Here is a 16,182-nt window from a genome sequence, read left to right as displayed (position 1 = left end):
ATGGAAAATGTTCTAAAGGATGAGATAAATAATGCAAAAACAGTTGATCCGATTTTAAAAATAAATGGTGGAGCTTCTTTAATGGGGGAAGTAGAAATCGATGGTGCAAAAAATGCAGCATTACCCTCTATTGTAGCAGCATGTCTTTCTGATGATGTGGTAAAATTAAGAAATGTACCTACAGAATTAAATGATGTTAAGCAATTAATTAAATTATTAATTGATATGGGTGCAGATGTAATGGTTGATGAAAATAATAAAGAAGTAACGTGTTCTGGTTCAAACTGGCATGGAGGTCAGCTTGAAGGAGAAGTTGCAGGAAAAATAAGACATTCATTATTATTACTAGGACTTTCAATTGCTTGGAAAAAAGATTTAGAACTTCCCATGCCAGGCGGCTGTGATTTAGGGAATCGAAAGCACGATATGCATGTTGATGCTTTACGTAGTTTTAATAATTTAGTGGAAGAGAATGAAGGCATATCAGTACAATACCAACCTTCAATGGATAATGTAACAATTGATTTCTATTATCCTACATTTGGTGGTACATTAAATGCTTTGTTTGCAGCAGTGAAAAAAGAAGGAATTCACACATTTATTCATAATGCTGCTAAAAACCCGGAAGTTATAGACGTTATACATCTATTGAATAAAATGGGTGCTGAAGTTAATTGGCTAGACGATGAGACTCTTAAAATAGTTGGTGTTAATAAGCTAAATGGAGTTAATCACTCAGTTATGCCAGACCGTATTATTGGCGCAACAGTGGTTGCAGCAACAGGTTTGACCGGAGGAAAAGTAATAATTAAAAATTTTGATGAGAAATTACTAACTTCCGAAATTAAAACTTGGCGTGACAGTGGTTTAACTATTGAACAAAGAACCAATAATCTTTTTATAGATGGTACAAATAAGTTGAAAGCTACTGATATAACTACAAAAGCTTATCCAGGATTTCATACGGACATTCAACCTCTTCACACATTGCTAATGACAACTGCAGAGGGTGAATCGAAAATTAAAGAGACCATATTAGATGGTCGGTTCAAATATTGTTATGAATTGAATAAAATGGGTGCAAATATTAGTGTAGAATCAAGTGATTTTAAGTGCGTTAATGGAGCTCAAGGTCAAATTGCTAAGGTGAAAGGTGTAGAAAAATTATCAGCTTCGTATGTTAAAGCAACTGATATCCGAGGAGGGGCTGCGGTAGCCGTAGCTGCTTTAGCTGCAGAGGGAGAATCGGTAATAACAAACCTTTATCAGTTAGAACGTGGTTACGGCAATTTTGTTGAATTATTTACTGAGCTGGGAGCTAATATAAAAAAGGTTAAAGAATAGATACCTATTTTAAAGGAGTTATTGCATGAATTACTTGGTTATGAAAAATTGTTCTCTTAAACAATACAATACTTTGCGTTTGGATGCTATGGCCGAAACAGTTTTATTTCCTTTAAATGAGCAAGGCGTCAAAGATATCTATAATGATTTTAAAAATCAAAAGATCATTATTTTAGGTAACGGATCAAACATATTATTATCTAAACAGACTTACGCTGAAGAGTATGTATTTGTAAGTTTTAAACATTTGGATGCTTTGTATCTATCAAACGATCAGATAATAGCTGAAACAGGTGTTCTGTTATCATCTTTAAGTTGGTTTGCTTTACAAGCAGGAATTTCCGGATATGAATTTTTAGAAGATGTTCCTGGAAGTATTGGTGGAGCTGTTACTATGAACGCTGGAACATATAAAGATACGATTGGTCAATTATTAGATCAAATTACTTATTATTCTTTAGAAGAAGATAAGATAAAAACAGACAAGGTGACTGAGAAAGATTTTGGTAGACGATCATCTAAATGGGGAACTCGCAAGGATATTATTTTAACAACTGTTTTCAAAAATACATCAGAAGAACAAAAAAGTGAAAATTATGAGTCTATTTTAGATGAAATACTGAGGATAAAACGCCAAAGATATATGAAGCAACCAAGAAACTATCCTAATGCCGGTAGTGTGTTCAAGAGACCTACACACAATGGTGAAGATTTTTACGTTTGGAAACTATTTGATGAAGTAGGGCTTAGAGGGTATAAGATAGGTGATGCTATGATTTCCAATAAACACCCTGGTTTTATTGTTAATACTGGAAAAGCGACTTCAGAACAGGTCTTATCGCTCATTGAACTGGCACAGAAGAAAGTAAAAGAAAAGTTTGATATTGATTTAGAATTGGAATGGAAAATACACTAAATCAAATCAACCGGTAATAGGAGGTTAAAATATGAAGATTTTCGTCACTGGCGCTGCCGGTTTCATCGGTATGCATCTATCAAAACGTTTATTAGAAGAAGGACATACGATCATTGGTTATGATAATATCAATGATTACTATGATGTCCAGTTGAAAAAAGATCGATTAAGTATTCTAGAAAGGTATGGCGATTTTACTTTCTATCATGCTGGATTAGAGGATCGTGACAAGTTGAACCAAGTCTTTAATGACCACAAAATCGATGTCATTATCAACCTCGCAGCACAAGCGGGTGTTCGTTACAGTTTAGAAAACCCGCATGCTTATGTGGATTCCAATGTAGTTGGGTTTGTTAATGTACTAGAAGCTGCACGTTACTTTAAGGTGGATCACTTAATTTATGCATCATCAAGCTCTGTTTATGGTGCTAATGTAAAGATGCCATTTTCAACAGAAGATGAAGTGAATCACCCTGTGAGTCTTTATGCAGCGACGAAAAAGTCTAATGAATTAATGGCACATACATATAGTCATTTATATGACGTTCCAACAACAGGCTTGCGTTTCTTTACCGTCTATGGACCGATGGGGCGACCAGATATGGCCTACTTTTCATTTACTAAGAAAATTTTATCAGGTGAGACGATTCAAATCTTTAATAATGGTGAGATGATGCGAGACTTCACTTATATTGACGATATTGTTGATGGTATTGTTCGGTTATTAGATCAGCCGCCTAAACGTAATGATGATTATGATCGTGAAAATCCAACACCAAGTGCGAGTTATGCACCGTATAAGGTGTATAATATAGGTAATAATCAACCTGTCAAACTGATGGATTTCATTACAACACTTGAAAAGCATTTAGGGATAGAGGCTGATAAAGAATTTTTACCGATGCAGCCAGGAGATGTGAAAGCAACGTATGCGGATATTGATGACTTGCAAGAAGCGACAGGATTTAAACCGACAACCACGATTGATCAAGGCTTAAAACAATTTGTCGAGTGGTATAAAACATATTATGACAATGAATAAGGAAGGTGCCAAACAATGAAAATAGCTGTAGCAGGTACGGGTTATGTTGGGCTCTCGAATGCGGTATTACTCGCTCAATATAATGAGGTTTATGCATTAGATGTCGTAGAAGAAAAAGTGAAACTGATCAATAACAAAAAGTCACCAATTGTTGATCCGGAGTTAGAAGAGTATTTATCAACAAAAGATTTGAATTTAACTGCAACAATTGACCCAAAAGAAGCGTATCGTGATGCCAGTTTTGTTATTATTTCAACGCCAACGAATTATGATCCGGAGAAGAATTACTTTGATACATCAACGGTTGAAGCTGTGATCCAAGATGTGATCGATATTAACCCACAAGCCACAATGATTATTAAATCGACGGTGCCAGTTGGGTACACGTTAGAATTGCGTGCGAAGTTTAAATCAGAAAACATTGTCTTCTCACCTGAGTTTTTACGTGAAGGAAAAGCACTGTATGATAATCTTTATCCATCGCGTATTGTTGTCGGTGAACAGTCCGATCGTGCAGAAGAGTTTGCGAATCTCTTAGCTGAAGGGGCTTTAAAAGAGAAGATTGATATTCTCTTTACCGACTCAACAGAAGCTGAAGCGATTAAGCTATTCGCGAATACGTATTTAGCACTTCGTGTCGCTTACTTTAATGAACTTGATTCATATGCTGAAGTGCGTGGGTTGAGCTCGAAACAAATTATCGAAGGTGTGGGACTTGATCCGCGTATTGGCGATCACTACAACAACCCGTCATTCGGATACGGTGGCTACTGCTTACCGAAAGATACGAAGCAATTACTTGCGAATTATGAAGATGTGCCACAAAACATTATGTCAGCGATTGTTGATGCGAACCGAACACGTAAAGACCATGTGGCAGACATGATTTTAAATCGAAACCCTGAAGTCGTTGGTATTTACCGACTCACGATGAAGACAGACTCTGATAACTTCCGTCAGTCAGCGATCCAAGGTGTTATGAAACGCTTAAAAGCGAAAGGCATTGATGTCGTTGTGTACGAGCCTGTTTTAGAAGAAGACGAATTCTATCATTCACGCGTTGTGAAGTCCTTTGATGAGTTCAAAGATATTTCTGACGTGATTGTGGCGAATCGTCTGACAGAAGACTTAAAAGACGTCTCAGACAAAGTGTATACACGCGACTTATTTAGTCGTGATTAAGTTATAAACCATAACAGTGCCTCATATAGAGGTGTTGTTATGGTTTTTTAGATAGGCGATATTACTTTTGATACAAATCTTTATTAACATGATGTTCATGTTTCTTTTCTCTCACTTTTTTCAATAGCTTTAATGGATTCAATAACCAAAAATCAAATACTTTAATACCATTTTTTTGGAGTTTCATATACGTTTTAAAAATGGTTTTAAGACTCAGTTTGAACAGTAATGCTTGTGTTAAATGATAACGTCCGTGAATGTTTAGGTTTTCATATTCTTTGGATGATAATTTGGTTTTAAGAAATTGTGCATACTCAATAAAGACATCTACTCGGGCATTGAATACATCGATGTTTGTTCGTTTTGTTAAACTTCCTTTAGTTTGTGTCACACAATAGATCGTTTGGTCTAATGCAATGAAATGCTTCATATGGTGTCCAACCTTGGTAGAAAACATGACATCATTTGATGCGATGACTGGGTCAAAGGAGATGCTATGTTTTTTAATAAAGTCTAGGGCTATTAATTTAGACCAAGGTGGCTTGAACTTGTAACGTAACCATAATTCATGATACCGATTCGGTACAGTTATAAAATTTTTAATAATAGTTTCATATTCAAAGTGACGAGGTGCTATTTCTGAAGATTCTTCATATTTACTAGTAGGCGTGAAATAGATAACATCATAATCGGAGGTCAAGTAAGGCCTTACGATATTATAGAATTGATCAACAAAGAAATCATCGGCATCTGCAAATAAAACAAAGCGCCCACGTGCTTTTTCTAATCCTATATTCCGGCATGCACCTGCACCTTTTTGATGCGTATCGTTCTCAAAAAAGTGGAGGTAAGGGTGTTCGAAATATTTAAAATGATCGATTAGATGATCGAAGGGTAATTGTGATTGATCATCGATGATAAGGACTTCAATTTGATGGGTAATTGGAATCGATCGGATTAAACGTTTTAAAGTATGTATACTATTGTAATGAGGAATAATTATACTAAGCTTAACCATTGTTAAAAAGCCTCCGATACGTTGTGTCTCATCTTATTATACGAAAAAACACTCGCTTTGAATAGAGCGAATGCTTCCTGTTATACGTATTGGGTTAAAGTACATACCACCGGTTTTTAAGTGCTATTAACACTGCATTAGTACGATCCTTGGCTTCTATTTGCTTTAAAATGGAGCTGATGTAATTTTTAATCGTCGCGGGCGATAGATTAAGCTCATCGGCAATTTCTTCGTTACTGAATCCATCAACGAGTAATTTGTAAACATCCCATTCTCTTTTGGTAAGTCTTGGTAGTGTTTCAGGGTTTCTATTTTTTGCTTGCATAAGTAATTGTAAGAGATCACGGCAAAGAAGTGGTGTCACAAAGGTGCGACCTTTTAAAATATGATGCATGCCACTAAACATTTCTTCTTGAGACATTTTTGGATGAAGGTAGCCAACTAAATTGATATTTTTAAGACTGTTCCACTTTTTTTGGCTCGGTTGATCGATCCAAAGAATCAATTGTTGACCTTCTGAGTGCCACTGTTTAACGTAATCATTACCATTTTCTAATTTATCATAGTCGACCATAATATAATCATATGTTTGGTCTTTGTCTATCGATATAGGTTTATTTACATCATGTAATTGGAAATGGACTTGAGGGAACTCACTGGCTAGTGCATGATAAATTCCTTCAAATAATATGGATGGTCTAAACAACAACAAAATGTTCATGTTTCTATTCGCCTCTTTCATGACACAAGATAACTTTAAACGTTTTCATCTAAAGCCTAGTTTGATAATCCACATTAAATTTTATCATACTAAAATGGTAAAATCACCAGGGAGAAAAGTCATAATTCGACAAAAATCTCGAGAAAATGATTGGCAATATTGGATTATCATAGAAATAATAATATAAGTGCAATCGAGAGAATCTATTCAATTTTAAGATGAAGATAGTCATTGAATGGAGAATCGAATAACCATATTTAAAGAAGAAAGTGTTCAGCATTAATTAGCAAAACATATTCATTTTCGCTATTCGCTTACACACGTTCTCTGTTGTGTTTTTACCAGTTATCATAAGTGGAGTAAGTTAACTCCTAATAATTGATTACGAGATCTCTGGTTTTCTCAATGGTATGGAGTTAAATTTAAAACATTTGGAGAATGTTCTTCTTTTACATCGTGTCATTATATTTGAAGCAAGTGTATAGAACATTATCGAATCTGAATAAGTATAACCTTTTTCTTTATTAGTTATTTGTTTTCAAAATTAATGAACAGATTCACACTTTGGAAAGCGCATACAAAGAGATATTATAAGTGTAGGAGGTAAATATGAATAAGAGATCGTTATATATTTTAAATTTGTTAATAACGCCAGAGGAACAAGTAACGCTCAGTAGCTTATCGGAACACTTTAATGTTTCTAGAAGAACAATTTATAACGATTTGAATGAAGTTAGGGTTTATTTAGGAAGGACATTAGGCATTGAGTTACAAAAGAGAGGAGGAATTTATTATATAGAGTTACCAAATAAAGATGCCTATTATTTGGTTCTTAAAGAAATAGAAGATCAATCATCAGAGTTAAATGAAATAGACCCGATTAAAAGAGTAGATTACCAAATATTCATATTAGTAATGATAAATAATCAGGGGATTACTACCGAAGAAATAGCAAGTAAATTAAATCTATCACTCTCTACAATTAAAAGTGATCGATCAAAAGTAGTCAAAAGATTATCCGAGTATAATTTGAAATTAGAAACAAAGAAATTTAAAGGTAGTAGAATTATAGGTAATGAAGAAGACGTACGGGATTTATTAATTAGAATGATATTTTCTGATTATGAAGTAAGTGATTTTAACGAAATTGATGATTTTTATGTTGAATATTTAGATAATGAATCCACTAAAAATGCTGGTCGTTTAATAACTGATGTTTCGGAATCAATGAATATTAACTACGTAGATAAGTACCTTAATTATATACGTGTCTCACTATCGATTAGCTTTATGCGAATATCTCAGAAAAATTTAATTACTAATAAACCAAAAGTATTTAAAGAGATCTTTTCAAAGGAATATGAACATGTCAATCGTTTCTTAACTGAATACTATCCTATTTTAATTAATGAAAAAGTAATCGATAATGAAACAATCTATTTAACTAGTAAATTTCAAAAATCATCTTATTACACTCAAGATGTCAGCTTACAATCAGATAATTGGATTTACTATCAGTTTTTAATTAAAGAATTGATTTATAAAATCTCAAATGAGCTAGGAATGAATCTATCCTCAGATGAAGAATTATATAAAGGGTTATACCAACACTTACGTCCAGCTATTTATAGATTACTTAACAATATATACTTTGAAAATCCTATTAAGAATGATGTAATTCAGAAATATCCAAAGTTATATATTGTAGTTAAGAGAAATTTATCAAAATTTGAATCTATATATAAGGTTAGGTTTAATCAGGATGAGATAACTTATATTGTGTTATTATTCGCTTCTGGATTCGAAAAGAAGTTAAATACTTTTCATAAAAAGCCAAGTATTGTCGTTGTATGCCAAGAAGGAGTTAGTACGGCTTCAATATTGAAAAGTGAGCTTAATAAAAACTTCGATTTAACTATTGTTGGAACGTATTCAAAAGATTATTTTTTGAAAATACAACCTAAATTAATTGTAGATTTTGTTATTTCAACAATAGAATTAAACGAAAGTCCAGTAGATTATATAAAGGTAAGTCCTTTATTAAATAACAATGATAAGAATAAATTAACAGAGCATATTAACATAAAACAAACTTCTGTTGATATCCACGAATTTATTTATGAAATTGCTCCTTATATAACGATCGATAATTATAGCGGATTAGAAAACAAACTAAATTTGCTATTAAATTCTAAAGGTAACAAAGACAATGCCGTAGGGGGTGAAATATTGTTAAAAGATGTAGTCACAGATAGATTGATTGAAACTAATGTAGAAGTGGATAATGCTCAAGAAGCTGTAATAGCAGCTGGTAAACTATTGTTAAAAGAAAAGCTTATTGAAGAACAGTACATTGATGCAATGGTAAATACATTTACGGATAATGGACCTTATATAGTGATTGCACCTGGGATCGCCATGCCTCATGCCAGACCTGAAAAGGGGGCGCTCGATATTGGCATTAGCATCATAACTTTGGAAAAGCCAGTAAAATTTGGTCATCCCAAAAATGATCCTGTAAATATAGTCATCGGATTATGTGCAATTGACCACCAATCCCACTTAACAGCACTATCAGAACTTATGGACATATTATCAGATGAAAAATCCATTGAGAAAATAAATGAAGCAAACACAAGTGAGACAATACTAAAAATAGTAAAGGGTGAGTAATATGCTAAGTGTAGTTACAGTATGTGGTGCAGGCGTAGGAACGAGTATGATGTTAAAAAAGAATACAAAGAACATATTAAGAGAAAAGGGGATAGAAGCAGAAGTCGACTCAAGTGACATTGGTTCATTAGATAGTTCTAATTATGATTTAGTTGTTACTACAACTGATTTTGCCAATGTTATACGTTCCAAAAATGTTAATGTATTAAAAATTGATAATTTAACAGATAAAGATTATTTAAGAGAAGAGTTATTAGAAAAAATTAAAGAAATGGGGGTATAAATACATGGATTTATTAATGTATATCATTAATAATGTTTTAAGCGATCCAATGATTTTAATCGGCATAGTTATAATAATTGGTTCAATTGCTCAAAAAGATGAATGGCATCAAACACTTCCCAGTACAATTAAAGCAATGATTGGTTTCCAAATGATTAATGTATCCTCTCAGCAACTCGGGATGTCACTTCTACCTTTACAACCAATGTTTGGTAGAATTTTTGGGATTGAAGTTGGAACAACCGATATAGGAGCAGCTCAAGCAGCTGGTTTACAGGATGTTGGATCAGAAATGGCTTTAATATTTGTTATCGGTTTTATAGCCCATGTAATATTAGCTCGTATTTCGCCTATGAAGTATGTCCATTTATCAGCACATGTAAGTTTCTTTTTCTCAGGATTAATAGCAGCGCTATTAATGTTTAATACCAACCTGAGTACCATACCTTTAGTTATTATAGGATCATTAATATTAGCTGTATATCTATCCGTTTCTTCCTGGTATGTTGATAAGTTTATGTATGCTATCAAAGGTGGAGAAGATTTTACTTTAGGACATTCAAGCTCGATCGGTATTGTATTTGCATCGCTTATTGGTAAGTATCTTGGAAATAAATCCAAAGATCTTGAAGAGATTAAACTACCGAAGTCATTAAATTTTGTTAGAGAGATGTCCATCTCATTAACGTTAGTTATGTTCATTTTATTTTTAGTTTTATCAATATTTGCTGGGCCAACCTGGGTCATGGAAAACCTAAGTGATGGTCAAGGTATACTTTTATTCTCTATTACAAGTGGTATTTTATTTGGTCTTTGGATTACTGTCATTATAACAGGAGTACGTATGTTGTTGTCTGAGGTTTTAGAAGCTTTCAATGGTATTGCAGATCGAATTATTCCAGATGCAAAGCCAGGGTTAGATGTACCTGTCCTGTTCCCATCTTATCCTAATTCAGTCCCACTTGGGTTCTTGATGAGCTTGTTAGCAGGTTTAGTTGGAACATGGATTCTTGGATTAGTCGGATATCCAATAGTTGTGTTTCCGGCACTAATACCGACATTTTTTACCGGAGCAATAACAGCAATATTTGGTAATGCTCATGGTGGTCGTCGAGGTGCTGTATTAGGCTCAACACTAAATGGATTCATCCTTATATTTGGGCAGGCATTACTACTCCCAATGGTAGGATCCTATGAAGCAGTCATGAGAGTGCTAAGTGAGACAGATTATACTTTTTGGGGTCCTCTTCTAGGCTATATATTAAGGCTTCTATCTGGAGGTTCTTAAATGAACAATATAGTTTTTTATAATGTACTCGGCTACCCAACTATTGATAAATTTAAATCGATTTGCAAAATGTTAGATGAAAAGGGCGTAAAGTATTTGGAGGTAGGGGTTCCTTCAACCAATCCATTTGTAGATGGGAATACAATCACTACTATCCATGAACATCTAGTGAATGATTACAATTCTGAGACGCTAGTAAATATTCTAAAATGGATAAAAAATAATACACAATTAGAGATTATATTAATGACATATTACGATGGATTTAAAGCATTTAATATAGAATCCGTCGATATGAATTTATACAATGCAGTACTTTGCGTTGACAATCCTTTAATCGAGTTTCCAGCTATACCTAAGATAAATGTATATGATGAAAATAAGGATACTGAAGAGGAATTGAATAGAAAATTACAAGATAATATCAGTTTTTGCTATGTAAAAGCAAGTGATAGAACAGGATCTGATATAAATAATGCATCATATAAGTCAACGATTGAAAGACTACGAAAACAAACGGATTTACCATTGTTTTTAGGATTTGGAATTAAAAATAAAGACGATATTGAGGCTGCATTAAAAAATGGAGCTGATGGAGTTATCATCGGTACTGAATTTATAAATCAGATTAACAGTGATACTAAAGGGCTAAAATATGTGGAGAGCTATCTGGATACATTGTCAGACAATGTATAAATAACATAGCGACATAAACTTAGTCAATTACTAATGGTGCTCTATTAAAATAGTTTAGAATATAGGTTATTCCCTAAAATATAATTAAATAGGGTAATTGAAAAGTTGTGGATAAAACTATAAATAACTAGAAAAAGATGGTGTTTCACTCATTTTGATGAAATGCTATCTTTATCAAAAATGAAACCGGCATTGATCTTCTGTTGAGAAGACAATGCCGGTTTTCACTTCAAATTTTTCTGCGATTCCTTGATTTTTCTAATAGATTTAACGCTTTGTTAAAAAAGAAGTATTATTTCACCGATTTTTTTGTTATGGGAAGAGTAATAGAAAAACATGTGCCAACATGTTTTTCGCTTTCGACACTAATTTCACCGTAATGACTTTTTACGATTTGCTTAACGATGGCGAGTCCTAACCCTGTTCCGTTTTGTCTCCGGCTCGATTCTCGTGTCGATCCTTCGTAAAATCGATCAAATATATTGGGCAAAATATCTTCACTAATCCCTTCTCCGTCATCACACACGTTTATGGTGACCTGTTGATCACTTAGGAGTTTGGCTTTGAGACCAATTCTCCCAGATCCTTCATTGGTACTTTTAATGGCGTTTGAAATTAAATTAGAAAACAATTGATCCATCCGTTCGATGTCAATCTGAATATAGTAATTTTTAAAAGATAGGGGGATGTTAGCCTTTTGATACACTCTATTTTCGAGTTCTACAGTCATTTGGGATTCATTATATAACTGTTTTATCCACTCATCTAATCTGATATCTTGAATAGTCAAATCAGATTTACCCGCTTCCAGTTTCGAAAGGTCAAACAGATCATTTATTAACCGGTTCAGAACGTTTAGTTTATCGAAGACTAATGTTTGGTAGCGCTGATCATCGATCGTTACTAAACCTTTTTGAATCGATTGGACATAATTATGAATGATCGTAGTTGGCGATCCAAGTTCATGAGCAATATTTGCTAATAGTTGACGTCTAGAATCAGCCATCTTGATTAATTTTTCATTCGTTATTTTTAAATCATCGTTCACAAATTGTAATTCTTTTGTGCGTGCTTTAACTCTTTCCTCTAGTTCTTGATTTAACATGATGAGGTCTTGATTAAGTTTTTTCGTTTGAATTAATGTTTTAACGCGAGAGAGTAATTCTTGTTTATTACAAGGTTTGGCTAAATAGTCATTGGCTCCCGCTTCAAATGATAAAAACTTATCATCTAACTGATTTTTCGCTGTTAACATGAGAATGGGAAGATCCATTAGTGAATACGATTCTCTGATCGTTTGACTTACTTCAAACCCGGACATGTCTGGCATCATAATGTCTAAAATAACTAAATCGATGTTTTGTTCATTGATCATGCGTAGCGCATCTTCTCCTTTGTAGGCGGATAAAACATCATACCCGTTTAAAGTGAGCTGGTTCGTTAAGACTTGTAAGTTCACAACTTCATCATCTACGATCAGAATTCGAGCTTTCTTTTCACTAGAGCCATGTTCAATATCAATTAGTTCAGGCTCTTCCATGACGTGGTGTTCTTTGAATGTGTTTGTTTCTTCTATTGGTTCAGTGGCTTGTTTAAATAATGGAAGTGAAATCGAAATCGTCGTGCCTTCACCCCTATCGGATTGAACGTCTAAATGCCCGTCATGTAAGGTAACGAGATCTTTCGTAATATTAAGGCCGATCCCAAGTCCTCCCATCTTTCTCGTTGTGGAGGCATCACCTTGTTTAAAAGGATGAAAGATGGTCTCTAACTCATCATCAGAAATACCTTGGCCTGTGTCCGATATAAAGACTGTTAAGTCATGTTTGTCGACTGTCGCCGATAGGGTAATGGTCCCTTCATCTGTGTATTTTATCGCATTATTGACTAAGTTATAAAAGATTTGTTGGAGCCGGTATTCATCAGCACGTACGGCGGGTAGTTGTTCATGAATGTCATTATTGATGTGAATCGGTTTTTCTTTTAATAGGGGTCTGGATAAGGCAATGACAATATCGACGACGCCATTGATCGAGACCGGTTTAAGTTGTAATTTCAGAGCATTATATTTTAACTCAGAAAAATCTAATATTTCATTCACTAAATCCATTAAGCGATGACCGCTTGAAATGATGAGGGATAATTGCTTTTTCATATCGGGGGATAACTCTCCAGAAATCCCTTCATCAAGCGATTCTGCAATGCCAATGATCCCATACAATGGTGTTCTTAATTCATGTGATGTGATCGCGAGGAATTCATCTTTTAACTTGTCGGTTTTTTTCAAATTATCGAGTGCAAGTTGCTGGCTTTCTTGGGCTTTTTTCTCTGCGATTGCTTTTTCCTCTCGCATGATATTGATATTATCAGCTAAGGCGAAAGAAAGAAGCACCACTTCCATCGTAATGGCGATTTGACCTGCATATTCAGTGAAAATGGAATAAGGGAGAACTACGAGTCGTTCTAAAATCGTAATAAAAACCCCGGTTAAAAAGATAAACCAACCGACAACATAAAACCGAGCCTGCCTTGCTCCACGTTTTAAACAAAGCAAACTAGTTGAAAGGACGGTGATAAAAGTGAAAAATGAACCAATCACCATAAAGTAAAGAGAGAGATACTGAGAAAACGGAATCGATATAATAATTAAGCTGTTTAATACGATTAGTGGCGCGTATACTTTTTTAAATGTTGGAAGATAGTTTTCCGCATCTAAAAATACGTTCGTAAAGATGAGGATAAAAATACATGCTAAACCAACCCAAAAAGGTGTGGCTGTTCGATTCCATGCGGGTGCATTGGGCCAAATATATTGAAAGGCAATACCGTTAATCGACATTTTGGCAAATAACGTGCAGGTGATGACGAGTACATAATAGAGATAACTCTTCATACGCAAACTAAAAAAAACAAATAGATTATATAAGATCATGACGAATATAGCGCCGTAAAAGATGCCGAGCAAAGTAAATTCATTTTGAGATTTTTCAACAAAGGCGTCGTGATCCCAAATATTAATCGGAGGATGAAGATCGCCGCCACCTGCAGCAACGGCATAATAGGTTTTGGACTCGCCTGGTTGAATAGATAATTCGAAAATAAAATGGCGGTGATCAATCTCTCTTTGGTGATGAGGGAAGTCCGATCCTGTATGGTGGAGCAACACCATCTCATCGTTCTCTTCAACAAAAAGTTGTAAATCATAAATAAGCGGGAAGGCAAACTCGAGTATCCACTCCTGTTGGCTCGACTGATTATCAACTTCGAAACGCACCCACGTGGATGTGTCAAAAAAACCTGTTTGCTGTTCAATATCATCTGCTGGCATAAATGCTTCAGATAAGTTCCCTGTTGTCACATCATCGATTGAAAATGCTCCGTCACGATCTTTAAGTAAATCACTCCCAGTATATAGATCGATCATAGACGTTTCATCATCTAAGATGATCGGTTCGTTACGTTGTGAATGGATGTTAGGAGCTGTTATTAAAGTGATAAACGTGATCATGCCAAAGAGGATCGTAATTCTATAAATCTGTTTGATCACCATCTTCCCTCCCTTAAGATCCGGTGAATACATAACCAAATCCACGAACTGTTTTTATATATTTAGGCTTTGAAGGATTTTTTTCGATTTTTCGACGCAAATAATTAATATGAACTTTGATCGTTTCAATATTTCCTACGGCCTCTTCTTGCCAAATTTGATCATACAATTGTTCTTGACTCCAGACACGGTTAGGGTGCTTAGCTAGAAAGACCAATAGCGCCATTTCCTTTGTAGATAATTCAACGAACTCTCCATCTAAAAAGCATTTGTAATTGTGTAAGTGGATCTCTATATCATCATATTTTAAGATATCGCGTTCCTCTTTTGGGTACGTGTAATAGCGTCTAATATTCGCTTTGATTCGTGCGTGTAATTCTTCAAATTCAAACGGCTTCGTGACGTAGTCATCCCCACCGTACTCAAAACACTTCACTTTATCCGTGATTTCTCGACGAACCGTTAGAAATATAATAGGTACCGTTAAACTTTCTCGTATTTGTCGGCAGACAGAAAAACCATCCATTCCCTCCATTTGAATGTCTAGTAAAATCAAATGCGGGTTCACTGTTTCTAGCTTTTTCAACGCTTCTTCTCCACTTGTTGCTGCGACCACTTGGTATCCTACTTCTGATAAAAACATATGCGTCATTTCACGAATGCCCGCTTCATCTTCAACGATCATGATTAACTTGTTCTCCACGTCAATTGCCATCCTTTCTTAATTATCGTGTCCACAAGTGATCCAACCTATTATTAACAAAATACCCAAATTAACGCTATTCCTAATAGTTATATAGTACACCAAAACTCAGAATCTTCCAAAAACGTTTATTACGCCTAAAGTTGGATTGTGTTTACCAAATTATATCGAACAAAGGTTAAATCTAGGTTAGATTTCGTTTAAACAGAGTACTAATTTATCATTTATAATCTATGTTTCATAAAATAATACAGAAATTTTTGACTATTTAACGTCGTTTTAACATTCCTTTTTTACAATAAATGTGTAGTCAATAAAAAACTAATTGAAGGAGAGTGAACAAGATGAGCGAAGATGTGGAAAAACAGACTATTTTTGAAGAGGATGAAGAAGGAGGGACAGAAGAGAATCAAACAACATCATCAGGGATGAAGCAAAACTTAGCAGGAATGCTTTGTTACTTTGCGGGTGCCATAACGGGCATTATATTCTTATTAATCGAGAAGGATAACAGTTTTGTTAGGTATCATGCGATTCAATCGATTATCTTAACGATCTTTATCATTATATTGAATACCGTTCTATCCGTTATTCCGATTATCGGCTGGTTAATTGGTATCTTATTGTCACCGGTATTTATGTTTTTATGGATTTATACAATGTGGAAAGCTTATCAGAACAAACGCTTTACACTTCCAGTGATCAGTAAGATAGCTAGAGACCAAGTGAATAAAAATAATTAATAAATAAAGGAGAATGATTGTGGATC

Annotated in this window: 13 protein-coding genes; 9 read left to right on the top strand and 4 right to left on the bottom strand. The window is 34.5% G+C overall.

Annotated features, from left to right (window positions below; translation table 11 throughout):
- From BLR62_RS00190 to BLR62_RS00175, 4 genes are read left to right on the top strand one after another with little or no spacing between them, the layout of a single operon-like run.
- Entirely contained in the window at positions 1 to 1,344 is a 1,344-nt protein-coding gene (locus tag BLR62_RS00190; protein WP_090791565.1) for a UDP-N-acetylglucosamine 1-carboxyvinyltransferase, read from the top strand.
- Positions 1,345 to 1,369: 25 nt separating this feature from the next.
- Complete coding sequence (gene murB / locus BLR62_RS00185) at positions 1,370 to 2,260, top strand: UDP-N-acetylmuramate dehydrogenase (protein WP_090791563.1); 891 nt, start codon at positions 1,370 to 1,372, stop codon at positions 2,258 to 2,260.
- 31 nt (positions 2,261 to 2,291) lie between these two features.
- Positions 2,292 to 3,302, top strand: a complete 1,011-nt coding sequence (locus BLR62_RS00180; protein WP_090791560.1) for an NAD-dependent epimerase — start codon at positions 2,292 to 2,294, stop codon at positions 3,300 to 3,302.
- A gap of 15 nt (positions 3,303 to 3,317) precedes the next feature.
- A complete protein-coding gene (locus BLR62_RS00175; protein WP_090791557.1) occupies positions 3,318 to 4,484 on the top strand; it encodes a nucleotide sugar dehydrogenase in 1,167 nt (388 codons plus the stop codon).
- Positions 4,485 to 4,545: 61 nt separating this feature from the next.
- On the opposite strand, the gene BLR62_RS00170 is transcribed toward BLR62_RS00175, so the two are convergent.
- Entirely contained in the window at positions 4,546 to 5,502 is a 957-nt protein-coding gene (locus tag BLR62_RS00170) for a glycosyltransferase family 2 protein (RefSeq protein ID WP_090791556.1), read from the bottom strand.
- Positions 5,503 to 5,596: 94 nt separating this feature from the next.
- Positions 5,597 to 6,223: a response regulator transcription factor gene (locus tag BLR62_RS00165; protein ID WP_176759167.1), complete on the bottom strand. Its 627-nt coding sequence runs from the start codon at positions 6,221 to 6,223 to the stop codon at positions 5,597 to 5,599.
- Positions 6,224 to 6,832: 609 nt separating this feature from the next.
- On the opposite strand from BLR62_RS00165, the gene BLR62_RS00160 reads away from it, so the two are divergent.
- Genes BLR62_RS00160 through BLR62_RS00145 form a run of 4 tightly spaced genes read left to right on the top strand, consistent with a single transcriptional unit; the run spans position 6,833 to position 11,163 of the window.
- Positions 6,833 to 8,896 (top strand): BglG family transcription antiterminator, encoded by a 2,064-nt coding sequence (locus BLR62_RS00160; RefSeq protein ID WP_090791552.1) that lies wholly within the window; start codon positions 6,833 to 6,835, stop codon positions 8,894 to 8,896.
- A 1-nt stretch (position 8,897) separates the two neighbouring features.
- Entirely contained in the window at positions 8,898 to 9,179 is a 282-nt protein-coding gene (locus tag BLR62_RS00155; RefSeq protein ID WP_090791550.1) for a PTS sugar transporter subunit IIB, read from the top strand.
- A gap of 4 nt (positions 9,180 to 9,183) precedes the next feature.
- Positions 9,184 to 10,467 carry a PTS ascorbate transporter subunit IIC gene (locus tag BLR62_RS00150; protein WP_090791548.1) on the top strand — a complete coding sequence of 428 codons (1,284 nt, stop codon included), beginning with the start codon at positions 9,184 to 9,186 and terminating at the stop codon, positions 10,465 to 10,467.
- The gene (locus BLR62_RS00145; protein ID WP_090791546.1) at positions 10,468 to 11,163 is read left to right on the top strand and encodes a tryptophan synthase subunit alpha; all 696 of its coding nucleotides are present in this window, start codon (positions 10,468 to 10,470) and stop codon (positions 11,161 to 11,163) included.
- A 292-nt stretch (positions 11,164 to 11,455) separates the two neighbouring features.
- On the opposite strand, the gene BLR62_RS00140 is transcribed toward BLR62_RS00145, so the two are convergent.
- Both BLR62_RS00140 and BLR62_RS00135 read right to left on the bottom strand, forming a co-directional pair.
- Positions 11,456 to 14,710, bottom strand: coding sequence for an ATP-binding protein (locus BLR62_RS00140; protein WP_176759166.1), 3,255 nt, complete (start codon positions 14,708 to 14,710; stop codon positions 11,456 to 11,458).
- Positions 14,711 to 14,723: 13 nt separating this feature from the next.
- Positions 14,724 to 15,413, bottom strand: a complete 690-nt coding sequence (locus BLR62_RS00135; RefSeq protein WP_245719358.1) for a response regulator transcription factor — start codon at positions 15,411 to 15,413, stop codon at positions 14,724 to 14,726.
- 344 nt (positions 15,414 to 15,757) lie between these two features.
- Here BLR62_RS00135 and BLR62_RS00130 point away from each other — a divergent pair, with 344 nt between their 5' ends.
- Entirely contained in the window at positions 15,758 to 16,156 is a 399-nt protein-coding gene (locus tag BLR62_RS00130) for a DUF4870 domain-containing protein (protein ID WP_176759165.1), read from the top strand.
- The last annotated feature ends 26 nt before the right edge of the window (positions 16,157 to 16,182 follow it).

The organism is Pelagirhabdus alkalitolerans, from assembly GCF_900096905.1.
Classification (GTDB): domain Bacteria; phylum Bacillota; class Bacilli; order Bacillales; family Amphibacillaceae; genus Pelagirhabdus; species Pelagirhabdus alkalitolerans.
Note: the sequence above shows the minus strand (reverse complement) of the source record. Positions and strands in the feature narration are given on the sequence as shown.

Bases quoted from the DNA above. Each gene is read 5' to 3' on its own strand.
- BLR62_RS00160 (WP_090791552.1), top strand. From the start codon at position 6,833: ATGAATAAGAGATCGTTATATATTTTAAATTTGTTAATAACGCCAGAG.
- BLR62_RS00155 (WP_090791550.1), top strand. From the start codon at position 8,898: ATGCTAAGTGTAGTTACAGTATGTGGTGCAGGCGTAGGAACGAGTATG.
- BLR62_RS00150 (WP_090791548.1), top strand. From the start codon at position 9,184: ATGGATTTATTAATGTATATCATTAATAATGTTTTAAGCGATCCAATG.
- murB (WP_090791563.1), top strand. From the start codon at position 1,370: ATGAATTACTTGGTTATGAAAAATTGTTCTCTTAAACAATACAATACT.
- BLR62_RS00170 (WP_090791556.1), bottom strand. From the start codon at position 5,502: ATGGTTAAGCTTAGTATAATTATTCCTCATTACAATAGTATACATACT.
- BLR62_RS00145 (WP_090791546.1), top strand. From the start codon at position 10,468: ATGAACAATATAGTTTTTTATAATGTACTCGGCTACCCAACTATTGAT.
- BLR62_RS00190 (WP_090791565.1), top strand. From the start codon at position 1: ATGGAAAATGTTCTAAAGGATGAGATAAATAATGCAAAAACAGTTGAT.
- BLR62_RS00165 (WP_176759167.1), bottom strand. From the start codon at position 6,223: ATGAACATTTTGTTGTTGTTTAGACCATCCATATTATTTGAAGGAATT.
- BLR62_RS00175 (WP_090791557.1), top strand. From the start codon at position 3,318: ATGAAAATAGCTGTAGCAGGTACGGGTTATGTTGGGCTCTCGAATGCG.
- BLR62_RS00180 (WP_090791560.1), top strand. From the start codon at position 2,292: ATGAAGATTTTCGTCACTGGCGCTGCCGGTTTCATCGGTATGCATCTA.
- BLR62_RS00130 (WP_176759165.1), top strand. From the start codon at position 15,758: ATGAGCGAAGATGTGGAAAAACAGACTATTTTTGAAGAGGATGAAGAA.